Raw genomic sequence first — 19,634 nt, 5'->3', positions numbered from 1 at the left:
GGTCAGGCCGCCACCGCCTCCTCGCTGCGACTCGCCGCGGCTTCGAGCAGGCGCTTTTCGAGCGACTTCACGCGCGCCGTGCTGTCGATCTTGTCGCCAATCAGATCGGTGACGTAGAAGGTATCGACGGCGCGCTCGCCATAGGTCGCGACATGCGCGCTGTGCACCGTCACCTTCGACTGGAAGAGCGCATAGGCGAGCTGGTTCAATAGCGCCGGGCGGTCCTGCGCATTGACCTCGATCACCGTGAACCGGTTGGAAGCCTTGTTGTCGATGAAGACATTGGGCGCGATGCGAAAGGCTTCAGCGCGGGTCCGCGGCAGCGCGCGCGCCTCGAGCTTGGGCAGCAGTTTATGCCGGTTGGCGAGCGCGTCCTCGATCGCGCGGGTCAGCCGGACGATCTGTTCGGCCTCGGCAAACGGGCGGCCGAGCGGATCCTGGACCAGGAAATTGTCGAGTGCCAGCCCGTCGCGCGTCGTGTGGATGCGCGCATCGATGATGTTGCCGCCCGCGAGGTGAATGCCGCCCGCGATGCGATAGAACAGCCCCGGATGGTCGGCGGCGAGCACCATCACCAGCGTCGCGCCGCGATCGTCGTCGGGCACTGCCGCGATATGGAGCGGCGCTCCCGACGATTTCTGGATATGGATCAAATTGGCCGCGATCACCTCGACCGGCTCGGCAATCCAGTAGCTTTCGGGCAGGCGCTTGGCGAGCTTCCCGAAATCCTTGTCGCCCATCTGGAGCAGGGCCTGCGCCTCCTCCTTCTTGCTGGCGATCCGCACCTCGCGGCCACGCTGCTTGTGGCCAAGCCGCAGCACTTCTTCGGCGGCATCGTATAATTCGGTGAGCAATTGCCGCTTCCAGCTGTTCCAGACCCCCGGGCCCACCGCGCGAATATCGACAACCGTCAGCACGAGCAGGAGGCGAAGCCGCTCGGGGCTCTGCACGAGCTGCGCAAAGTCGAGGATCGTCTTGAAGTCGGCAAGGTCGCGCTTGAAGGCGGTCGCCGACATCAGCAGGTGGTGGCGGACAAGCCATGACACTGTCTCGGTTTCCGCCTCGTTCAGCCCAAGCCGCGGACAGACGCGCAGCGCCAGTTCGGCGCCCAGCACGCTATGGTCGCCGCCGCGCCCCTTGGCGATATCGTGGAGCAGCACTGCGACATAGATCACGCGCCGCGAGTGGATCTGGTCCATGATCGCGGTCGACAGCGGATGATCGTCCTTCAACCGGTTCTGTTCGATGTCGGACAACAGGCCGATCGCGCGGATCGTATGCTCGTCGACCGTATAATGATGATACATGTCGAACTGCATCTGCGCGACGACGCGGCCGAAATCGGGCACGAAGCGGCCGAAGACCCCGGCCTCGTTCATCCAGCGCAGCACCGTTTCGGGGTCGCGCGGAGAGGTCAACACATCGAGGAACAGCGCATTGGCGCGCGCGATGCGCCGCACCTTGCCGTCGATCAGTTTCGCATCGTGGCGCGCCTGGCGCATCGCCTGTGGGTGGATTTCGAGGCCATATTTGTCGGCGAGCTGGAATATCTCGAGCAGGCGGACCGGGTCTTTGCGGAAATAGTCGTCCGACGGCAGTGCAAGCCGGCCGCGATCGAGGACGAAGCCGTTGAGCCGGCCCGGCCGCCGCCGCAGCGTCGGCAGAAAGCGCCGCCCGCGCGCCGCGAGCTGCTCGTCGAGATGCGCGAGAAAGGTGCCCGTCAGATCGCCGACGCTCTTCGCGTGGAGAAAATAGAGCTGCATGAAGCGTTCGACCGGGCTTTTGCCGGGCCGATCGGCAAATTGCATCCGCGCCGCGATCTCGCGCTGGAAATCGAAGGTCAGCCGGTCCTCGGCGCGCCCGGCGAGGATATGAAGGTGGCAGCGTACCGCGAGCAGGAAATTTTCGGCGCGCGAAAACTGCCGCAGTTCGCGCGCACTGAGCAGCCCCGCATCGACGAGCTCGGGCACGGTGCGGACGCGGTGGATGAACTTGCCGATCCAGAACAGGGTGTGCAGGTCGCGCAGCCCGCCCTTCCCTTCCTTCACATTGGGCTCGACGACATAGCGCGAATCGCCCATGCGCTTGTGCCGTTCATCGCGCTCGGCGAGTTTTTCGGCGACGAAGGCGCGGGCATTGCCCGCCATCACCTCGACATCGAAGCGCGCCGCCGCCTGATCATAAAGCGCGCGGTCGCCCCAGATGAAGCGCGCCTCGAGCAGCGCGGTGCGAATCGTCAGATCGTCCTTCGCGGTGCGCACCATCTCATCGAGCGAACGCGACGAATGCCCCACCTTCAGGCCCAGATCCCACAGCGTGTAGAGTTGGGCTTCGATGACCTGCTCTGTCCAGCTCGTCTGCTTGAACGGGGTCAGAAAGCCGATGTCGACGTCGCTGAACGGCGCCATTTCGGCACGGCCATAGCCGCCGACCGCGATCACCGTAATCCGTTCGCCCGCCGACCGATTGCTTGCGGGATAGAGATAATCGACAGTGAAATCATAGGAAAGGCGAACGATCTGGTCGATCAGAAACGCCGTCGCCTGCGCCGCGACGCGCCCCGAAGACGGGTGGTCGAGCAGGCGGCGGGCGATCTCTGCGCGGCCGTCTTCCAATGCCTCCTTCAGCAACGCGACCATCGCGCCGCGGCGCTTGCCGGCGTCGGCCGTCTCGGCGGCGATGGCATCGAGCCGATCGGCGAGCAGGCGCCGGTCGATGATCGCGCGGCGGTGGGGAAGGTCGCTGAAAATGTCGCTCATCCTTCCTCCGCCACGATCTGCTTGAGCCGATAGAGCGCTTCGAGTGCGGCGCGCGGCGCCAACGCATCGGGGTCGATCCCGGCGAGCGCCTCGCGCAGCGCGTCCTTTGCCGCTGCGGGCGCTTCGGCGAGCGTCGCGGCGAACAGCGGCAGATCGTCGAGCCCCGCCGCCAGTCCGCCGGTTGCTTCGCGTCCCGCCTCCAGCTTGGCGAGCACCGCCTCGGCGCGCCTCACGACGCCGGCGGGCACACCGGCGAGCCGCGCGACCGCCAGACCATAGCTCCGGTCGGCAGGCCCCTCGGCCACCTCGTGCAGCAGGACAAGGTCGCCCTGCCATTCGCGCGCGCGGACGTGGTGGAGCGAAAGCGCGTTCAGCGTTTCGGCAAGCCGCGTCAACTCATGATAATGGGTTGCGAACAGACAGCGGCACCGGTTCACCTCGTGCACCGCCTCGACCACCGACCAGGCGAGCGCGAGCCCGTCATAGGTCGAGGTGCCGCGCCCGACCTCGTCGAGAATCACGAAGCTCTGCGGGGTCGCCTGCGCGAGGATCGCCGCGGTCTCGACCATCTCGACCATGAAGGTCGATCGCCCGCGCGCCAGATTGTCGCTCGCCCCCACGCGGCTGAACAGTCGGTCGACCAGCCCGAGGGTCGCGGCGCTTGCCGGTACGAAGGCGCCCGCCTGCGCGAGCACGACGATCAAAGCGTTCTGGCGCAGGAAGGTCGATTTACCGCCCATATTGGGGCCGGTGACAAGCCAAAGCCGGTCGGCTTCGGACAGCGACACATCATTGGGGACGAAGCGTTCGCCGCTTTTCGCCAGCGCCGCCTCGACCACCGGATGTCGCCCGCCCCTTACGTCGAGGCACGGTTCGTCGGCGATGTCCGGCCGGCACCAGTCGTGGCTCATCGCATGGTCGGCGAGCGCCGCGGCGACGTCGATCCGCGCGAGCACGTCGCAGCTCGCGGCGATCGCCTCGCGGCGCTGGGTCGCGGCTTCGGTCAGCGCTTCGAGATGCGCAGCTTCGGCTGCCACCGCATGCACCCCCGCCTGGGTCACGCGCGTCGCCGCTTCGTGCAGATCCGACGAGTTGAAGCGAACGACGCCCGCCAGCGTTTGCCGATGGGTGAAGCCCGATCCGGGCGCCATCAGCGCATCGGCGTGGCGCGCCGGCACCTCGACATGATAGCCGAGCACGCCATTGTGGCGGATCTTGAGCGCCGCGATGCCCGTGCGGTCGCGATAGCCCGCTTCGAGCGCCGCGATCGCCTTGCGCCCGTCGCGCGCGGTCTCGCGCAGCGAATCGAGTGCGGCGTCATAGCCTTCGGCGATATAGCCGCCCTGCGCGGCATCGACCGGCGGGGTTTCGATCAGCGCACGCGTCAGTTCATCGACCAGCGCGCCATGACCATCGAGCCCCGGCAGCAGCCGCGCAAGCAGCGGCGGCAGATCGGCGCGCAGCGCAAGCCGTTCGCGCAGGAGGCGTGCACCGCCGAGCGCGTCGCGAAGCTGCGCCAGATCGCGCGGCCCACCGCGCCCAGCGACAAGACGGCCGAGCGCGCGGCCCGCATCGGGCAGCGCGCGCAAGGCGGCGCGCAGATCGGCGCGCCACAAGGCATCGCGAGCCAACGCATCGACGAGATCAAGCCGGTCGAGAATCGCGCCCTTGTCGGTGAGCGGGCTTGCAAGGTCGTCGGCAAGCAGCCGCGCGCCCGCCGCGGTCACGGTGCGGTCGATCGTGCCGAGCAGGCTGCCGTCGCGCGCGCCGGCCATGGTGCGAACCAGCTCCAGGCTCTCGCGCGTCGCGGCGTCGATCGCCATCCGGTCGCCCGCGCTGTGCCGCACGGGCGGCTGCAGAAAGACCGCCCCTCCGGTGCCGACATGGTCGAGATAGGCGGCGATCGCGCCCATGGCGGCGATTTCACCGCGCGAGAAATTGCCGAAGCCGTCGAGCGTCTGCACCCCGAACAGCGTCTCGAGCCGTTTCTGCCCCGCGCCACTCGCGAACTCGGCGGCGGGGCGGCGAACGATCTGGCGCGCCGCCGACGGCGGCTGTTCGTCCGCCGCCTCGCTGATCAGCAGTTCGGACGGGGCCAGCCGCGCCAGTTCGGCATCGACCGCTTCGCGCCGCACCGCGACGACCTCGAACCGCCCGGTAGAGATATCGGCGGCGGCGATGGCGACCAGCCCTTCGCTGCCGACCTCGGCAAGCGCCGCAAGCCGGTTCGCGCTCCGTCCTTCGAGCAGGGCCTCTTCGGTCAGCGTGCCCGCCGTGACGAAGCGCACGATGTCGCGCGCGACGAGCGCCTTCGATCCGCCGCGCGCCTTGGCCTCGGCGGGGGTTTCGACCTGTTCGGCGATCGCGACGCGGTGGCCGGCGCGGATCAGGCGGGCGAGATAGGATTCGGCCGAATGGACGGGGACGCCGCACATCGGCACCGGCTCGCCGCCATGCTCGCCGCGCGAGGTCAGCGCGATGTCGAGCGTCGAGGCCGCTGCCTTGGCATCGTCAAAAAACAGTTCGAAGAAATCGCCCATGCGGTAGAAGAGCAGACAATCGCCGGCCTTTTCCTTGAGCGACCAATATTGCGCCATCATCGGCGTCGCGGCGGGAGGGGCCTTGCTGTTGCTGTTGGCGGGAGCGGGAACGGACATCCGCCCCTGCTTAGTCATTGGGGCTCGCATGGCAAGGCGCGCGGGCCAGAAACACGGGGTTCCATTTCGCCAAGCCGACGCTAGGGAATGGGCTCGGACGCGCATCCTGATAATCGAAGTAGGGGATAAAGAATGGACGGCGGCAGCAAGGTGCAATTTTCGGACCGCGAGGCCCTGCTCTATCACAGCTATGGGCGGCCGGGGAAAATCGAGATCATCGCGTCGAAGCCGATGGCGACGCAGCGCGACCTCAGCCTCGCCTATTCGCCGGGCGTCGCGGTGCCGGTGAATGCAATCGCCGAGGATCCGGCCAAGGCCTATGACTATACCGCCAAGGGCAATCTTGTCGCCGTGATCTCGAACGGCACGGCGATCCTGGGCCTGGGCAATCTCGGCGCGCTCGCCTCGAAGCCGGTGATGGAAGGCAAGGCGGTGCTGTTCAAGCGCTTCGCCGATGTCGATTCGATCGACCTTGAGCTCAAGACCGAAGACCCGCAGGCGTTCATCGACGCGGTCGAACTGCTCGAACCGAGCTTCGGCGGCATCAACCTTGAGGACATCGCGGCCCCCAACTGCTTCATCATCGAGGCGGCGCTCAAGGAAAAGATGAACATCCCGGTGTTCCATGACGACCAGCATGGCACCGCGATCATCACCGCCGCCGGGCTCATCAACGCGTGCCATCTGACCGGGCGCGATCTGGCCGACATCAAGGTCGTCGTCAACGGCGCCGGCGCTGCGGCCATCGCCTGCACCGCGCTGATCAAGGCGATGGGCGTGCGGCACGAAAATGTCATCATGTGCGACCGCAAGGGCACCATCTATCAGGGCCGCACCGAAGGAATGGACCAGTGGAAATCGGCCCACGCCGTTCCGACCGAAGCGCGCGACCTGACCGAAGCGCTTAGCGGCGCGGACGTCTTCCTCGGCCTGTCGGCGGCGGGCGCGCTCAAGCCCGAGATGGTGAAGGACATGGCGCCCGCGCCGATCATTTTCGCGATGGCGAACCCTGATCCCGAAATCTCGCCCCCCGATGCCCGTGCGGCGCGCCCCGACGCGATCATCGCAACGGGGCGTTCGGACTATCCCAACCAGGTCAACAATGTGCTGTGCTTCCCCTTCATCTTCCGCGGCGCGCTCGACGTGCGCGCGACCGCGATCAACGAAGAGATGAAGATTGCCGCCGCCTATGCGATCGCCGATCTCGCGCGCCAGCAGGTGCCCGAGGAAGTGGCGGCGGCCTATGGCGGCCGCGCGTCGAGCTTCGGCCCCGAATATATCATCCCCTCGCCCTTCGACCCGCGGCTGATGGAGATCGTCCCCGCGGCGGTCGCGAAGGCGGCGATGGAGACGGGCGTCGCGCAGCAGCCGATCGACGATCTGGAGGCGTATCGCACGCGGCTGCGTGCCCGGCTCAATCCGACCACATCGGTCCTCACCCTCGCCTATGAAGCGGCGCGCGCCAATCCGAAGCGCGTCGTCTTTGCCGAGGGCGAGGAAGAAGTGGTGCTGCGCGCCGCGATCCAGTTCCGCGACGGCGGCTATGGCATCCCCGTCCTCGTCGGGCGCGAAGGTCTGCACAACAAGCTGCGCGACATGGGCGTCGCCGACCCCGAAAGCTTCGAGGTTCATAACAGCGTTAATTCGCCGCACGTCCCCCAGATGGTCGAAATGCTCTACGAGCGGCTCCAGCGCCGCGGCTATCTGCGCCGCGACATCGAACGTATGGTCAACCGCGATCGCAACATCTTCGGCTCGCTGCTGCTCAAACTCGGCCTTGGCGATGCGATGATCACCGGCGTGACGCGCACCTATTCGCAGACGATGCGCGAAGTGCGGCGGGTGATCGACCCTGCCGAGGGCAAGACGGCGTTCGGCATTCACGTCCTCGTCGGACAGCATCACACCATCTTCATGGCCGACACGACGGTCAACGAACGCCCCTCGGCCGAAATGCTCGCCGACATCGCCGACCGCACGGCGCAGGTCGCGCGCCGCATGGGTCACGAACCGCGCGTTGCCTTCCTGTCCTATTCGACCTTCGGCAACCCGCCGGGATCGTGGCTCGACAATATCCGCGATGCCGTCCACATCCTCGACGATCGCCAGCCGGCCTTCGAATATGAAGGCGAAATGTCGCCCGACGTCGCGCTGAATCCGCGCGTCATGGCCAATTATCCCTTCTGTCGCCTTTCGGGCCCCGCGAATGTTCTGGTGATGCCGGGGCTGCAGTCGGGCAATCTGTCGGCAAAGCTGCTGCGCGAACTCGGCGGCAGCGCAGTCATCGGACCGATGCTGATCGGGATGGAAAAGCCGGTGCAGATTGCAACCATGGCATCCACCGCCTCGGATCTGGTCACGCTGGCGGTTCTGGCGGCCGGCGGCATCGCAGTCTGATCAAACGAAAAACGGCGCTGATCCATGGATCAGCGCCGTTTTGCTTTCTTCTGCCGATCGGCAAGCGAGGTTTATTGCCCCTGCGCGCCGCCCCCGACACCCGGCGCGCCGACCGCGCCGATATTGCCGAAAATATCCTCGAAGAAGCTGCGATGACGGCCCAGCGTCGGCGTGCTGTCGCCGTTCGGGCTGATCTTGCTCACCTGTTCGAGCCCGGTGCGATCGACGCCGACGACATTGCCTGCGGGATCGAAGCTGACGCGCAGCACCTGCTGTGCCACGGGCCGCGGGTGGGCGAAGGCGAGCTGGCGCGTTTCGCGCGACAGATAATAATATTCATTGTTGCCGAACTGGCCGACGAAGGTCGGACGGCCAAGCGTCTTTTCCACCGACTCGCGATTGTCGACGCCGGGGGTAATCGCCTGGGTCAGCACCGGATCGACGATATAACCCTGACGCCCCTTGAGCTGGGCGCATCCCCCCGCCGACAGCGCAAGCGCGACCCCGGCAAGGATGAGGCCCGCGCGGCGGCCGGTAAGCGAGGCAATGGTTTTCGGCATCAATCGGTCTCCGTTGCGCGCGGCTCGCCGGACGGCGGCGCAGGCGCTGGCTTGTGCGCCTCTTAACCGCAAGCGGACGGGACGCACAAGCGGCTTATGCCGCCGCAAAGCTTGCTGCAGGCTGACCGGTGCCTCTTTTCCGCGACGCCGAATGGGCCTAAGCGGTGGGCCATGTTCTCGATCAGCAAATTCTTCCGATCCGCCCCCGATCCCCGCGAAGCGCGGCGTCCGCTCTGGAATGCCGTCGTCGCGGCCGCGCGTGCGCCGCACTGGTATCTGGCGGGACAGGTTCCCGACACGCTCGACGGCCGCTTCGACATGGTCAGCTTGGTGCTGGCGCTCGTCCTCCATCGCATCGACGATGATCCCGACCAGGCGCTGGCGGGGGTTGAACTGACCGAATTGTTCGTCGCCGACATGGATGGGCAGATGCGCCAGATCGGCTTTGGCGACATGGTGGTCGGCAAACAGGTCGGTCGCATGGTTGGAGCGCTGGGCGGACGGCTGGGAGCCTATCGCGCGCCCGACGGATCGGCGGCGCTGGAAGAAGCGCTGGTGCGCAATCTGTGGCGCGGCAAGGCGCCGCCCGCCGAAGGACTGGCGCATGTCATGGCAGCGGTCGCGGCCCTGCGCACGGGGCTTGCCGCGATCCCGGTTGCGGACCTGGTCGTCGCCGACCGCTTGCCCGGAGAGCCCGCATGACCAATCCCGAGCTTTCGCACATCGTCACCCTCGCCGACGCGATGCAGGGCCGCAAGGTCGCGCTCGACACCGACGAAGCGACCCGCGCCGCGATTGCCAAGCGACTCGGCCTGATCGCGCTCGATCGCTTCGTCGTCGAGGCAGAGGTGTTCGCCGTCGCCGGCGGAATCACCGCACGAGGCAGCATCACCGCAGACGTGGTACAGGCGTGCGCCGCCACTGATCTCCCCGTCCCTGCACACATCGCGGACCCCTTCGACCTGCGCTTCCTGCGCGACATCGGCGCCGACGCGAGCGAGGAGGAAGAGGTCGAGATCAGCGCGGATGATTGCGATGTCCTGCCGCTCGAAGGCGATCGCGTCGATATCGGCGAAGCCGCGGTGCAGACGCTGTCGCTGGCGCTCGAGCCCTTTCCGCGCCATCCCGATGCCGACCGCATCCTCGCCGAAAAGGGCGTGCTGACCGAAGAACAGGCCGGTCCGTTCGGCGCGCTCGCCCAGCTGCGCGGCAAGGACGCTTCCTGACGTCGGCAGCGGGCGTCAGTCGCGCTTGGGCTCGTCCTTGACGAGATCTGCGACCGCGGCGTCGAGACCCGAATCGGCGGGTTCCGGCTCCGCCGCGCCGTCCGCATCGGCATTGCTATCCGCCGGTTTGGCCGTTTCGTCCGCGCCTTCGCCGGACTTATCCTCGGCCGGCTTGTCGCCGCGCGCGACCGGGAGCGATCCGCCGAGCGCGTTCGCGAGCCCGACCATCTGTTCGGCCAGCACCTTGTCGACGGCGGGAGCGATGTCGGCGACCTTGAAGCGCATATAGCCGCCGACGACATAGTCGAAGCGGATCGCGCTGCCCGTCGGCGTCTTTTTGATCTGGATCGTCAGCGTCCCCGTGACCGCCTCGCCCTGCAGCGGCCCGAATGCGCCCGACAGGCGCATCATTTCGCCCGGCTTGGCGAAGATGATCCGCGCGTGCTGGACGCTGCCGACGCCCTGTCCTTCGTCGGGAAGTTTTTCGCAGAAACAGCCGCCAGCCTGCGAATCGAGCCAGAAATTGGCGGCATCGCCCGACCAACTATGCTCTTTCGACCACCATTTGTCGGGCGTGCGGAGCATTTTCCACACGTCTTCGGGCGTCGCGGCGACCTGCGCCGTATGCGCGACGGTGAAACCGATGTCGCTCTGGTCGATGACCTTGGCCGCTGCCGGCGAGGCGACGCACGTAGCCGCGAACAGGAGCACGCCGAAAGACGATTTCACATGCATGGATCATTCCCCCTTCGCCATCTTCATAGACGGCGCCAGGGGGGCTGACTAGCTGGCGTCGCCTTGTAGGATCGCCTCGATCGCATCGTTGACGACGTCGATCGCGGCCATGCCGTCGACCTTGCTGACGATGCCGCGCGCCTCGTAGATCGGCAGGATCGGTTCGGTCTTCGCGCGATATTCGGCCATGCGCGTGCGCACCGTTTCCTCATTGTCGTCGGGACGGCGCTTGAAATCATGGCTGCCGCACACGTCGCAGGTGCCTTCGACCTTCGGCAGCTTGTAGCGATCGTGATAGCCTTCGCCGCAATTGGCGCACGAAAAGCGTCCGGTGATCCGGTCGACCAGCGCATCTTCGTCGACGACCAGTTCGATGACATGGTCGAGCTTGCGGCCGCGCGCCGACAAGATGCCGTCGAGCGCCTCGGCCTGCGCCGCGGTGCGCGGATAGCCGTCGAAGATGACCGAGGTTTCGTTCCCGAGCTCGTCGAGCCGCTCGCCGATCAGGCCCGAGACGATTTCGTCCGACACCAGTTCGCCCGCGTCCATCACCGCCTTGGCCTGCAGACCGATCGGCGTTCCCGCCTTGACCGCCGCACGGAGCATATCGCCGGTGGAAAGCTGGACCATCCCATGCTCTTCCACCAGACGCGAAGCCTGCGTTCCCTTGCCGGCTCCCGGCGGTCCAAGCAAAATGATGTTCAGCGTCATGACGCCCCCTGTTGCCTACCCTGTCAGGATTTCGCCTAGCGACCGCGTCAGCGGCGCGCAATGCCGCCCTTCAATTTGGCTTTCTTGATCAGATCGCCATATTGGTGCGCGAGCATGTGGCTCTGGATCTGGCTGATCGTATCGATGGTGACATTGACGATGATCAGCAGGCTGGTGCCGCCAAGCTGGAACGGCAGGCCCGACCCGGCGATGAAATATTCCGGGATAAGGCAGATGAGCGCCAGATAGGCGGCGCCGATCACGGTGATGCGGGTCAGCACGAAATCGAGATAGGCCGCGGTATTCTTGCCCGGACGGATGCCGGGGATGAAACCGTTCTGGCGCTTCAGATTGTCGGCGGTTTCCTCGGGGTTGAAGACGACCGCGACGTAGAAGAAGCAGAAGAAGATGATGCCCGCGGCATAGAGCGCCATATAGAGCGGCTGGCCGTGCGCGAGATACTGGTTGATCGTGATGAGGAAATCGCCCCAGGCGGTGTCGCCCTTCACATTATTGCCCAGCATCTGCGTGACGGTCAGCGGCATCAGCAGCAGCGACGAGGCGAAGATCGGCGGAATCACGCCTGCAGTATTGACCTTCAGCGGCAGGTGGCTGCGCTCGGCCTGCATCACGCCGCGCTGCGTCGCGCGCTTCGGATATTGCACCAGCACGCGGCGCTGTGCGCGTTCCATGAAGCTGATGAAGGCGATGATGATGATCGCGCCGCCGATGACCGCGACGATCGTGCCGCCGCCCATCGATCCTTCACGAACCTGCGTGAACATCTGGGCAAAGCTGCGCGGAAGCTGCGCGAGGATGCCCGCCATGATGATCAGCGAGACGCCGTTGCCGATCCCGCGGCTGGTGATCTGTTCGCCAAGCCACATCAGGAACAGCGTACCGCCGACGATGCTGATGACTGCGCCGACGCGGAACATCATGCCTGGGTCGACGACCGCGGCGATGCCCTGGCTCTGCCCGAGCGTTTCCAGGCCGACGGCAATGAAATAGCCCTGGATCGCGGTGAGCAGCACGGTGCCGTAGCGCGTATATTGGTTGAGCTTCTTGCGGCCGCTTTCGCCCTCTTTCTTGAGCGCGGCGAGGCTCGGGGCCAGCGCCGCGGCGAGCTGCACGACGATCGACGCCGTGATATAGGGCATGACGCCGAGCGCGATGATGCTCATGCGCTCCAGGCTGCCGCCCGAGAAGGTGTTGAAGATGTCGAGGATGCCGCCCGACGCCGCCTGGCTGTAAAGGCGCGACAGCGCCACGGGGTCGACCCCGGGCAGCGGCACGAACGACAGGAAGCGGAAGACGATCAGCGCACCGATCGTGAACCAGATGCGGTTCTTGAGTTCGGTCGCCTTGCCGAACTTCGAAAAATTGATGCTGGAAGCAAGCTGGTCGGCGCGAGAGGCCATGGGTAGTTTCCTCGAGGATATTCCGGACCGCGCCCCCGGCGACCCCGCGCCTATGTGCGTTCGGCGGTTACGAAGCGCAAGGGGAAAGGCCCATTTTTGATGGGGCGTTCATTCGCCCCATCGATCCGCTCGCATCTGGCGGGGCCGGAATGCCTCTCGAACCTGCGCTATCGAACGGGAATAGAGATGATCACAAAGACGAAGGGCGATCCCTTTCGGAACCGCCCCTTGTCCGAATTACTCGGCCTTCGCTTCGGCCGCCGGCAGGTCGACCTTGCCGCCCGCCTTTTCGACCGCCTCGATCGCGCCCTTCGACGCGCCGGCAACGGCGAAGTTGAGCTTCGCGGTCAGTTCGCCCTTGGCGAGGAGACGGACGCCGTCCTTGCCGCCGCGGGCCACACCGGCAGCCTTCAGCGCCGCGTGGTCGACGGTCGCCTTGGGGTCGAGCTTCTTGGCATCGACCAGCTTCTGCACCTGGCCCAGGTTCACGATCGCGAAATCCTTGCCGAAGATGTTGTTGAAGCCGCGCTTCGGGATGCGCATGTGGAGCGGCATCTGGCCGCCTTCGAAGCCGTTGATCGCGACACCGCTGCGGGCCTTCTGGCCCTTCTGGCCGCGGCCGGCGGTCTTGCCCTTGCCCGAACCGATGCCGCGTCCGACGCGCATGCGGCCCTTGCGGGCGCCATTGTTGTCACGAAGATCGTTAAGCTTGATAGTCATTTTGCACTCGCTTTCGCTTTTGTCGCGCTTTGAACCCGGTGTTTCAGTCGGGTTCGATTTCACTCGACGGTTGGAAGCCGGGATAGGGCCCGGCCTTTTCCATCACGATCGCCTGCGCCACATGGCCGCGGCCATCGACGCAGGTGATCGACGGACTTCCGTGAAGTTGCCACCCCCGATTGAGCAGCCCTTCGACACGCGCGCAGAAGGCGGCATCATCGGGACCGGTCAACAGGCGATAGAGCTTCACCTTAGCCCTCGATTACTTCCACCATGTGGGGAAGCTTGCGGATCATGCCGCGCACTTCCGGGGTGTCGACCAGTTCGACTTCGCGGTTCATCTTGCCCAGGCCGAGGCCGGTCAGGATCTTGCGCTGGTCCTTGGGACGACGGATCGGCGAACCGATCTGGCGGATCTTGATCTTCTTGTCGGCCATTGTCTTACTCCGTCACCGCCGCGGCCTCAGCCTCGGCTGCACGATCGGACACGCCGCCGCGCTTGATCAGGTCCGAAACCTTCTTGCCGCGACGCTGCGCGACCGACTTCGGGCTGGTCTGTTCGCCGAGCGCCTGGAAGGTCGCGCGGATCATGTTGTAGGGGTTCGACGTGCCGACCGACTTGGTCACCACATCGGCAACACCGAGCGATTCGAACACGGCACGCATCGGGCCACCAGCGATGATGCCGGTACCTGCAGGCGCCGAACGCACGGTGACGTTGCCGGCGCCGAAATGGCCGCGCCCGTCATGGTGCAGCGTGCGGCCATCGCGCAGCGGAACGCGAATCATCGCCTTCTTCGCAGCGGCGGTCGCCTTCGAAATGGCTTCGGGCACTTCGCGCGCCTTGCCATGACCGAAACCGGCGCGGCCCTTGCCGTCACCGACGACGACGAGCGCGGCGAAACCAAAGCGCTTGCCGCCCTTCACGGTCTTCGAAACGCGGTTGATGTGAACGAGCTTTTCGATCAGCTCTTCGCCACCATCCTCGTCGCGCGGACGCCGATCGTCGCGGCGACCACGGCCACCGTCGCGACCGCCACGTCCGCCATCACGACCGCCGCGACCACGGCGACCCGTGACTTCGGCGTTGGTGGTTTCAGGCGCCAGGATCGCCTCGGGCTGGTTGCCCTGACCCGTGGTGTTTTCGTCAGCCATAATCAGAACTCCAATCCGCCTTCGCGCGCCGCGTCGGCCAGCGCCTTGATGCGCCCGTGGAACAGGAAGCCGCCGCGGTCGAACACGACCTGCGTCACGCCCGCCTTCTTGGCGGCGTCGGCAAGGCGCTTGCCGACTTCGGCAGCAGCCGAAGCCGTCGCGCCGGTCTTGCCGCGCAAATCCTTGTCGAGCGTCGAAGCCGCAGCCAGCGTCTTGCCGGCGGCGTCATCGATGAGCTGCGCATAGATGTGGCGGCCCGAGCGGTGCACCGAAAGGCGCGGACGCCCGGCAGCACGCAGACGGAGTGCGGTACGAACGCGCTGGCGGCGTTTTTCGAAAGGGGTAAGATGTGCCATGGCTTACTTCTTCTTGCCTTCTTTGCGGAAGATGTACTCGCCGCGATACTTGATACCCTTGCCCTTATAGGGTTCGGGCTTGCGCCAGCGACGGATTTCCGCCGCGACCTGGCCGACCTGCTGCTTGTCGATACCGCTGATCTCGATCGTCGTGTTATCCGGCGTCTTGATCTCGATGCCTTCCGGCACCGCGAAATCGACATCGTGGCTGTAGCCGAGCTGCAGCTTCAGATTCTTGCCCTGCGCGTTGGCGCGGTAGCCGACACCCGTGATTTCGAGCACCTTGGTGAAGCCTTCGGTCACGCCCGTGATCAGGTTCTGCACCAGCGTGCGCTGCATGCCCCAGAAAGCGCGCGCTTCGCGGCTTTCGTTCGCGGGCTGCACCGAGATGGCGCCTTCGCCGACTTCATATTTAATGTTGTCGGACAGCGGCATCGCCAGCGTGCCCTTGGGGCCCTTGACCGACAGCTGGCCGCCGTCGATCGCAGCGGTAACGCCGCTGGGGATCGCCACTGCCTTTTTACCGATGCGCGACATTAGAACACCTCCGCCAGCACTTCGCCGCCGACATTATGCTCGCGTGCTTCGGCGTCCGAAAGGACACCGCGCGGGGTCGACACGATGGTGATGCCCAGGCCGTTGCGAACCACCGGCAGTTCTTTCGAACCCGAATAGACGCGGCGACCCGGCTTCGAGACGCGCGCCACGTGGCGGATCGCCGGCTGGCCTTCGAAATATTTGAGCTCGATGCGGATGCCCTTGTGCTGGCCCTTGGTGCCGAGCACTTCTTCGCTGTAGCCACGGATGTAGCCTTCGCGCTTGAGCACGTCGAGAACGCGGACACGCAGCGTCGAAGCCGGCGTCAGGACGCTGTCCTTCTTCGCCTGCTGGCCGTTGCGGATGCGGGTGAGCATATCACCCAAAGGATCGGTCATTGCCATGTTGCGTGTTCCTTACCAGCTCGACTTCACAACGCCGGGGATCAGGCCCTTGTTGGCCAGATCGCGGAGCTGAATACGGCACAGCCGGAATTTGCGATAATAAGCGCGCGGACGGCCCGTCAGTTCGCACCGGTTACGGATACGGGTCGGGTTACCGTTGCGCGGAATTTCCGCCATCTTGAGGCGCGCGATCAGACGCTCGCCGTCGTCGAGCGAGGTGTCGGCCGCAATAGCCTTCAGTTTCGCATAGCGGCCGGCATATTTCTTCACCAGCTTCTTGCGACGCTCATTCTTGTTCACCGAACTCAGTTTCGCCATGACTTAAGTTCTCTTTCCTTGTTCCTGTCCGGCCCGAGGTCCCAGCGGGGACTCAGGCGGCTTCCTTGGCCTGGGCTTCGATCGGGAAGGGGAAGCCGAACAGCTTGAGCAGTTCGCGGGCTTCCTCGTCCGTACGTGCCGACGTGGTCACGATCACATCCATGCCGCGCACCTGATCGATGCGGTCATAGTTGATCTCGGGGAAGATGATCTGTTCCTTCAGGCCGAGGGCATAGTTGCCCCGACCGTCGAAGCTCTTCGGCGACACGCCACGGAAGTCGCGGATGCGCGGCATCGCGATGGTGATCAGGCGGTCGAGGAATTCATACATCCGCTCGCGACGCAGGGTCACCTTGCAGCCGATCGGCATGCCTTCACGCAGCTTGAAGCCGGCAATCGACTTCTTCGCCTTGGTGATAACGGGCTTCTGGCCCGCGATCAGTTCCATTTCCGAAGCGGCCGTTTCGACCTTCTTCTTGTCCTGGACCGCATCGCCCACGCCCATGTTGAGCGTGATCTTCTCGATCTTCGGAACTTCCATCGCATTCTTGTAACCGAACTTTTCGGTCATCGCCTTGACGATCTGGTCGTCATAGAGCTTGCGCATGCGCGGGGTGTAGTTGTCAGCCATTGATCGTCTCCCCGGACTTCACGGCCACGCGGACCTTCTTGCCGTCCTTGGTTTCAAAGCGGACGCGCGTCGGCTTGCCGGTCTTGGGATCGGCAACCGCGACCTTGCTGACGTGCAGCGGCGCTTCCTTGCGCTCGAGGCCGCCCTGCGGATCCTGCTGGTTCGGCTTCTTGTGGCGGGTGATGATGTTGACGCCAGCGACGACGACCTTGCCGTCCTTCGGCAGGCTCTGCGTCACTTCGCCGGTCTTGCCCTTGTCCTTGCCGGACAGGACGACGACGGTGTCACCCTTCTTGATCTTGGCCATACCCATGGTCAAAGCACCTCCGGCGCCAGGCTGATGATCTTCATATAGCCCTTGCCGCGCAGTTCGCGGACGACGGGGCCGAAGATACGGGTGCCGATCGGCTCTTCATTCTTGTTGACGAGCACGGCGGCGTTGCTGTCGAAACGGATCACCGAACCGTCGGCACGACGAACGTCCTTGGCGGTGCGAACGATGACGGCACGATGCACGTCGCCCTTCTTCACCTTGCCGCGCGGCTGGGCTTCCTTGATCGAGACGACGATAAGGTCGCCCACGCCAGCCGTGCGACGCTTCGAGCCGCCCAGCACCTTGATGCACTGGACGCGCTTCGCGCCGCTGTTGTCGGCGACTTCCAGTTGTGACTGCATCTGGATCATCGATGCATTTCCTTCTTCCTTGGCCTACCGGGCCATCCCGGCGGTTCCGTGAAACTTGCGTGAAGCCCTCAGGCTTCGGCCGCTTTCGGCTTGGTGGAGGTTTCGACCTTTTCGAGAACCTTCCACGTCTTCAGCTTCGAAATCGGCTTCGTTTCCTCGATGCGGACGGTTTCGCCAGCCTTGATGGCGTTGTCCTCATCATGGGCGTGATACTTCTTCGAACGCCGGATGATCTTGCCGTAGAGCGGGTGCTTAACCTTACGCTCCACCTTCACCACGACGGTCTTGTCGCCCTTGTCGGACACTACCGTGCCGGTCAGAATGCGCTTCGGCATGACAGTCTCCTTACTTCGCCGCCGCGCGAACGCGCGCGGTTTGTTCGGTCTTGATGCGGGCGATCGTGCGCCGCACTTCCTTGACCCGCGAAGCCTTTTCAAGCTGGCCCGTGGCGGCCTGGAAACGGAGGTTGAATGCCTCGCGCTTCAGTTCGCCAAGCTGTTCGGCGAGCTGGTCGTCGGTCTTCTTGGTCACATCTTCGGTCTTGGCCATGGCCCTCAACCCTCCAGGTGCGAGGTGTCGCCGAGGCGGGCGACGACCTTCGTCTTGATCGGCAGCTTCATCGCCGCACGCTCGAACGCCAGCGCGGCCACTGGGCCGGGAACGCCGTCGAGTTCGAACAGGATGCGGCCGGGCTTGACGCGAGCGGCCCAATATTCGGGCGCGCCCTTGCCTTTACCCATACGGACTTCGGCGGGCTTCGACGACACGGGAAGGTCGGGAAACACGCGAATCCAGAGGCGGCCCTGACGCTTGATCGCACGGCTGATCGCGCGGCGAGCCGCTTCGATCTGGCGCGCGGTGATGCGCTCGGGTTCCATCGCCTTCAGGCCGTAGGAGCCGAAGTTCAGGCTGGTGCCACCCTTGGCATTGCCATGGATGCGGCCCTTGAAGGCCTTGCGGAACTTGGTTTTCTTCGGTTGCAACATGTCAGCGTTCCTTAACGGCGTTCATCGCGCGCCGGGCGAACGCCCGACGTCTGCGCGTCGAGCATCAGCCGGTCGGTCGCCATCGGGTCGTGGCCCAGGATCTCGCCCTTGAAGATCCAGACCTTCATGCCACACACGCCATAGGCGGTGTGGGCTTCGGCCTCGGCATAATCGACGTTCGCACGCAGCGTGTGCAGCGGAACGCGGCCTTCGCGATACCATTCGGTGCGGGCGATTTCCGCGCCGCCGAGACGACCCGCACAGTTGATGCGGATGCCTTCGGCACCCAGACGCATCGCCGACTGAACCGCGCGCTTCATCGCACGGCGGAAGGCAACGCGGCGTTCGAGCTGGTCGGCAATGCCCTGCGCGACGAGCTTGGCATCGACTTCCGGCTTGCGGATTTCGACGATGTTCAGGCTCACGTCGCTGCCGGTCATTTCGCCGAGCGCCTTGCGCAGCTTTTCGATGTCCGCGCCCTTCTTGCCGATGATGACGCCCGGACGGGCGGCATAGATCGACACGCGGCACAGCTTCGCCGGACGTTCGATGACGACCTTCGAAATCGCGGCCTGCGGCAGGGTCTTGAACACATATTTGCGGATCTTCAGATCCTCGATAAGCATGCGTCCATAATCCTGGCCTTCCGCGAACCAGCGGCTGTCCCAGGTGCGGTTGACCTGCAGGCGCAGGCCGATCGGATTGCTCTTCTGGCCCATCTTACGCCTCTTCTTCCTGTTCGCGGACGACGATGCGGATGCGGCTGAACGGCTTTTCGATCCGGGTCGATTTGCCGCGACCGCGCGCATGCCAGCGCTTCATCGTGAACGACTTGCCGACGCTCGCTTCCTTGACGACGAGTGCATCGACATCGAGGTTGTGATTGTTTTCCGCGTTGGCGACGGCGCTGGCGAGAACCTTGCGCACGTCGACAGCCATCGCCTTCTTCGAGAAAGCGAGGACGTTCATCGCGTCTTCGACCTTGCGGCCGCGAATCAGCGCGGCAACGAGGTTCAGCTTCTGCGCCGAACCGCGAATCTGCGTGCCGACCGACAGCGCCTCATTGTCCGCAACGCGGCGAGGGGATTTTTCCTTGCCCATTAGCGTTTGCCCTTCTTGTCGGCCGCGTGACCGGGGAAGAAGCGCGTCGGCGCAAATTCACCCAGCTTCATGCCGACCATGTCTTCATTGACCGACACCGGCACGAACTTGCGGCCGTTGTAGACGTTGAAGGTCAGCCCGACGAACTGCGGCAGGATAGTGGAGCGACGCGACCAGGTCTTGATCGGCGCTGAGCTGCCGCCGTCCTGAGCCGCTTCGGCTTTCTTGAGGAGATGAAGGTCGACGAACGGACCCTTCCAGACCGAGCGTGCCATG

The 19,634-nt window shown here is 65.0% G+C and carries 26 protein-coding genes; 3 read left to right on the top strand and 23 right to left on the bottom strand.

Annotation, left to right across the window (positions count from 1 at the left end):
- Nucleotides 1-2: 2 nt before the first annotated feature.
- Nucleotides 3-2,759, bottom strand: a complete 2,757-nt coding sequence (locus STE01S_RS10315) for a [protein-PII] uridylyltransferase (protein WP_062767482.1) — start codon at nt 2,757-2,759, stop codon at nt 3-5.
- Complete coding sequence (gene mutS, locus STE01S_RS10310) at nt 2,756-5,416, bottom strand: DNA mismatch repair protein MutS (protein ID WP_062767479.1); 2,661 nt, start codon at nt 5,414-5,416, stop codon at nt 2,756-2,758. Before mutS ends, STE01S_RS10315 begins: the two co-directional genes overlap by 4 nt.
- A 132-nt stretch (nt 5,417-5,548) precedes the next feature.
- Between mutS and STE01S_RS10305 the strand changes: the two genes are divergently transcribed.
- Nucleotides 5,549-7,813 carry an NADP-dependent malic enzyme gene (locus STE01S_RS10305; protein WP_062767477.1) on the top strand — a complete coding sequence of 755 codons (2,265 nt, stop codon included), beginning with the start codon at nt 5,549-5,551 and terminating at the stop codon, nt 7,811-7,813.
- Nucleotides 7,814-7,884: 71 nt separating this feature from the next.
- Here STE01S_RS10305 and STE01S_RS10300 read toward each other — a convergent pair whose 3' ends face one another.
- Nucleotides 7,885-8,373: an outer membrane protein assembly factor BamE gene (locus STE01S_RS10300; RefSeq protein ID WP_003042276.1), complete on the bottom strand. Its 489-nt coding sequence runs from the start codon at nt 8,371-8,373 to the stop codon at nt 7,885-7,887.
- Nucleotides 8,374-8,544: 171 nt separating this feature from the next.
- Here STE01S_RS10300 and STE01S_RS10295 point away from each other — a divergent pair, with 171 nt between their 5' ends.
- Together STE01S_RS10295 and STE01S_RS10290 are read left to right on the top strand one after the other, a co-directional pair.
- On the top strand, nt 8,545-9,075 hold the full coding sequence (locus STE01S_RS10295; protein WP_003042274.1) for a ubiquinol-cytochrome C chaperone family protein: 531 nt from the start codon (nt 8,545-8,547) through the stop codon (nt 9,073-9,075).
- Nucleotides 9,072-9,599 carry a YceD family protein gene (locus STE01S_RS10290; protein WP_003042270.1) on the top strand — a complete coding sequence of 176 codons (528 nt, stop codon included), beginning with the start codon at nt 9,072-9,074 and terminating at the stop codon, nt 9,597-9,599. Before STE01S_RS10295 ends, STE01S_RS10290 begins: the two co-directional genes overlap by 4 nt.
- Before the next feature lie 15 nt (nt 9,600-9,614).
- Here the strand turns inward: STE01S_RS10290 and STE01S_RS10285 are convergent, their stop codons facing one another.
- The 20 genes from STE01S_RS10285 to rpsS form a co-directional block, all read right to left on the bottom strand.
- Nucleotides 9,615-10,334: an SRPBCC family protein gene (locus STE01S_RS10285; RefSeq protein ID WP_003042268.1), complete on the bottom strand. Its 720-nt coding sequence runs from the start codon at nt 10,332-10,334 to the stop codon at nt 9,615-9,617.
- A gap of 48 nt (nt 10,335-10,382) precedes the next feature.
- Nucleotides 10,383-11,045 (bottom strand): adenylate kinase, encoded by a 663-nt coding sequence (locus STE01S_RS10280; RefSeq protein WP_174531835.1) that lies wholly within the window; start codon nt 11,043-11,045, stop codon nt 10,383-10,385.
- Between the two features lie 47 nt (nt 11,046-11,092).
- The gene (gene secY, locus STE01S_RS10275; protein ID WP_062767475.1) at nt 11,093-12,466 is read right to left on the bottom strand and encodes a preprotein translocase subunit SecY; all 1,374 of its coding nucleotides are present in this window, start codon (nt 12,464-12,466) and stop codon (nt 11,093-11,095) included.
- Between the two features lie 237 nt (nt 12,467-12,703).
- On the bottom strand, nt 12,704-13,186 hold the full coding sequence (rplO, locus tag STE01S_RS10270) for a 50S ribosomal protein L15 (RefSeq protein WP_062767596.1): 483 nt from the start codon (nt 13,184-13,186) through the stop codon (nt 12,704-12,706).
- Between the two features lie 43 nt (nt 13,187-13,229).
- A complete protein-coding gene (locus tag STE01S_RS10265) occupies nt 13,230-13,436 on the bottom strand; it encodes a DUF1737 domain-containing protein (RefSeq protein WP_003042257.1) in 207 nt (68 codons plus the stop codon).
- Between the two features lies 1 nt (nt 13,437).
- Nucleotides 13,438-13,623, bottom strand: a complete 186-nt coding sequence (gene rpmD, locus STE01S_RS10260; RefSeq protein WP_003042255.1) for a 50S ribosomal protein L30 — start codon at nt 13,621-13,623, stop codon at nt 13,438-13,440.
- Nucleotides 13,624-13,627: 4 nt separating this feature from the next.
- Nucleotides 13,628-14,341, bottom strand: coding sequence for a 30S ribosomal protein S5 (rpsE, locus tag STE01S_RS10255; protein ID WP_003042253.1), 714 nt, complete (start codon nt 14,339-14,341; stop codon nt 13,628-13,630).
- A gap of 2 nt (nt 14,342-14,343) precedes the next feature.
- Nucleotides 14,344-14,697, bottom strand: coding sequence for a 50S ribosomal protein L18 (gene rplR, locus STE01S_RS10250; protein WP_003042250.1), 354 nt, complete (start codon nt 14,695-14,697; stop codon nt 14,344-14,346).
- Between the two features lie 3 nt (nt 14,698-14,700).
- On the bottom strand, nt 14,701-15,234 hold the full coding sequence (rplF, locus tag STE01S_RS10245; protein WP_003042248.1) for a 50S ribosomal protein L6: 534 nt from the start codon (nt 15,232-15,234) through the stop codon (nt 14,701-14,703).
- Nucleotides 15,234-15,638 (bottom strand): 30S ribosomal protein S8, encoded by a 405-nt coding sequence (rpsH, locus tag STE01S_RS10240; RefSeq protein ID WP_003042244.1) that lies wholly within the window; start codon nt 15,636-15,638, stop codon nt 15,234-15,236. The genes rplF and rpsH overlap by 1 nt, the downstream gene beginning before the upstream one ends.
- Nucleotides 15,639-15,650: 12 nt before the next feature.
- Nucleotides 15,651-15,956, bottom strand: a complete 306-nt coding sequence (gene rpsN, locus STE01S_RS10235) for a 30S ribosomal protein S14 (RefSeq protein WP_003042242.1) — start codon at nt 15,954-15,956, stop codon at nt 15,651-15,653.
- Nucleotides 15,957-16,008: 52 nt separating this feature from the next.
- Nucleotides 16,009-16,587 (bottom strand): 50S ribosomal protein L5, encoded by a 579-nt coding sequence (gene rplE / locus STE01S_RS10230; protein WP_003042239.1) that lies wholly within the window; start codon nt 16,585-16,587, stop codon nt 16,009-16,011.
- Complete coding sequence (gene rplX / locus STE01S_RS10225) at nt 16,580-16,900, bottom strand: 50S ribosomal protein L24 (RefSeq protein WP_040589516.1); 321 nt, start codon at nt 16,898-16,900, stop codon at nt 16,580-16,582. The genes rplE and rplX overlap by 8 nt, the downstream gene beginning before the upstream one ends.
- 2 nt (nt 16,901-16,902) lie before the next feature.
- Nucleotides 16,903-17,271 carry a 50S ribosomal protein L14 gene (gene rplN, locus STE01S_RS10220; RefSeq protein ID WP_003042233.1) on the bottom strand — a complete coding sequence of 123 codons (369 nt, stop codon included), beginning with the start codon at nt 17,269-17,271 and terminating at the stop codon, nt 16,903-16,905.
- A 68-nt stretch (nt 17,272-17,339) separates the two neighbouring features.
- On the bottom strand, nt 17,340-17,606 hold the full coding sequence (gene rpsQ, locus STE01S_RS10215; protein WP_003042229.1) for a 30S ribosomal protein S17: 267 nt from the start codon (nt 17,604-17,606) through the stop codon (nt 17,340-17,342).
- Between the two features lie 10 nt (nt 17,607-17,616).
- Entirely contained in the window at nt 17,617-17,820 is a 204-nt protein-coding gene (rpmC, locus tag STE01S_RS10210; RefSeq protein WP_003042226.1) for a 50S ribosomal protein L29, read from the bottom strand.
- Nucleotides 17,821-17,825: 5 nt separating this feature from the next.
- Nucleotides 17,826-18,257, bottom strand: coding sequence for a 50S ribosomal protein L16 (gene rplP, locus STE01S_RS10205; protein ID WP_003042223.1), 432 nt, complete (start codon nt 18,255-18,257; stop codon nt 17,826-17,828).
- Nucleotides 18,258-18,268: 11 nt separating this feature from the next.
- Nucleotides 18,269-18,976, bottom strand: coding sequence for a 30S ribosomal protein S3 (gene rpsC, locus STE01S_RS10200; RefSeq protein ID WP_003042222.1), 708 nt, complete (start codon nt 18,974-18,976; stop codon nt 18,269-18,271).
- Between the two features lies 1 nt (nt 18,977).
- Nucleotides 18,978-19,358 (bottom strand): 50S ribosomal protein L22, encoded by a 381-nt coding sequence (gene rplV, locus STE01S_RS10195; protein ID WP_003042218.1) that lies wholly within the window; start codon nt 19,356-19,358, stop codon nt 18,978-18,980.
- A complete protein-coding gene (rpsS, locus tag STE01S_RS10190) occupies nt 19,358-19,633 on the bottom strand; it encodes a 30S ribosomal protein S19 (protein WP_003042215.1) in 276 nt (91 codons plus the stop codon). The genes rplV and rpsS overlap by 1 nt, the downstream gene beginning before the upstream one ends.
- Nucleotide 19,634: the final 1 nt, after the last annotated feature.

Source organism: Sphingopyxis terrae subsp. terrae NBRC 15098 (genome assembly GCF_001598815.1).
Classification (GTDB): Bacteria; Pseudomonadota; Alphaproteobacteria; order Sphingomonadales; family Sphingomonadaceae; genus Sphingopyxis; species Sphingopyxis terrae.
The sequence above is the reverse complement of the archived record's forward strand: the minus strand, read 5'-3'. Positions and strand labels throughout refer to the sequence as shown.

Excerpts from the sequence above, each read along its gene's own strand:
- STE01S_RS10315 (WP_062767482.1), bottom strand. The coding sequence starts at position 2,759 with ATGAGCGACATTTTCAGCGACCTTCCCCACCGCCGCGCGATCATCGAC.
- mutS (WP_062767479.1), bottom strand. The coding sequence starts at position 5,416 with ATGTCCGTTCCCGCTCCCGCCAACAGCAACAGCAAGGCCCCTCCCGCC.
- STE01S_RS10305 (WP_062767477.1), top strand. The coding sequence starts at position 5,549 with ATGGACGGCGGCAGCAAGGTGCAATTTTCGGACCGCGAGGCCCTGCTC.
- STE01S_RS10300 (WP_003042276.1), bottom strand. The coding sequence starts at position 8,373 with ATGCCGAAAACCATTGCCTCGCTTACCGGCCGCCGCGCGGGCCTCATC.
- STE01S_RS10295 (WP_003042274.1), top strand. The coding sequence starts at position 8,545 with ATGTTCTCGATCAGCAAATTCTTCCGATCCGCCCCCGATCCCCGCGAA.
- STE01S_RS10290 (WP_003042270.1), top strand. The coding sequence starts at position 9,072 with ATGACCAATCCCGAGCTTTCGCACATCGTCACCCTCGCCGACGCGATG.
- STE01S_RS10285 (WP_003042268.1), bottom strand. The coding sequence starts at position 10,334 with ATGCATGTGAAATCGTCTTTCGGCGTGCTCCTGTTCGCGGCTACGTGC.
- STE01S_RS10280 (WP_174531835.1), bottom strand. The coding sequence starts at position 11,045 with ATGACGCTGAACATCATTTTGCTTGGACCGCCGGGAGCCGGCAAGGGA.
- secY (WP_062767475.1), bottom strand. The coding sequence starts at position 12,466 with ATGGCCTCTCGCGCCGACCAGCTTGCTTCCAGCATCAATTTTTCGAAG.
- rplO (WP_062767596.1), bottom strand. The coding sequence starts at position 13,186 with ATGACTATCAAGCTTAACGATCTTCGTGACAACAATGGCGCCCGCAAG.
- rpmD (WP_003042255.1), bottom strand. The coding sequence starts at position 13,623 with ATGGCCGACAAGAAGATCAAGATCCGCCAGATCGGTTCGCCGATCCGT.
- rpsE (WP_003042253.1), bottom strand. The coding sequence starts at position 14,341 with ATGGCTGACGAAAACACCACGGGTCAGGGCAACCAGCCCGAGGCGATC.
- rplR (WP_003042250.1), bottom strand. The coding sequence starts at position 14,697 with ATGGCACATCTTACCCCTTTCGAAAAACGCCGCCAGCGCGTTCGTACC.
- rplF (WP_003042248.1), bottom strand. The coding sequence starts at position 15,234 with ATGTCGCGCATCGGTAAAAAGGCAGTGGCGATCCCCAGCGGCGTTACC.
- rpsH (WP_003042244.1), bottom strand. The coding sequence starts at position 15,638 with ATGGCAATGACCGATCCTTTGGGTGATATGCTCACCCGCATCCGCAAC.
- rpsN (WP_003042242.1), bottom strand. The coding sequence starts at position 15,956 with ATGGCGAAACTGAGTTCGGTGAACAAGAATGAGCGTCGCAAGAAGCTG.
- rplE (WP_003042239.1), bottom strand. The coding sequence starts at position 16,587 with ATGGCTGACAACTACACCCCGCGCATGCGCAAGCTCTATGACGACCAG.
- rplX (WP_040589516.1), bottom strand. The coding sequence starts at position 16,900 with ATGGGTATGGCCAAGATCAAGAAGGGTGACACCGTCGTCGTCCTGTCC.
- rplN (WP_003042233.1), bottom strand. The coding sequence starts at position 17,271 with ATGATCCAGATGCAGTCACAACTGGAAGTCGCCGACAACAGCGGCGCG.
- rpsQ (WP_003042229.1), bottom strand. The coding sequence starts at position 17,606 with ATGCCGAAGCGCATTCTGACCGGCACGGTAGTGTCCGACAAGGGCGAC.
- rpmC (WP_003042226.1), bottom strand. The coding sequence starts at position 17,820 with ATGGCCAAGACCGAAGATGTGACCAAGAAGACCGACGACCAGCTCGCC.
- rplP (WP_003042223.1), bottom strand. The coding sequence starts at position 18,257 with ATGTTGCAACCGAAGAAAACCAAGTTCCGCAAGGCCTTCAAGGGCCGC.
- rpsC (WP_003042222.1), bottom strand. The coding sequence starts at position 18,976 with ATGGGCCAGAAGAGCAATCCGATCGGCCTGCGCCTGCAGGTCAACCGC.
- rplV (WP_003042218.1), bottom strand. The coding sequence starts at position 19,358 with ATGGGCAAGGAAAAATCCCCTCGCCGCGTTGCGGACAATGAGGCGCTG.
- rpsS (WP_003042215.1), bottom strand. The coding sequence starts at position 19,633 with ATGGCACGCTCGGTCTGGAAGGGTCCGTTCGTCGACCTTCATCTCCTC.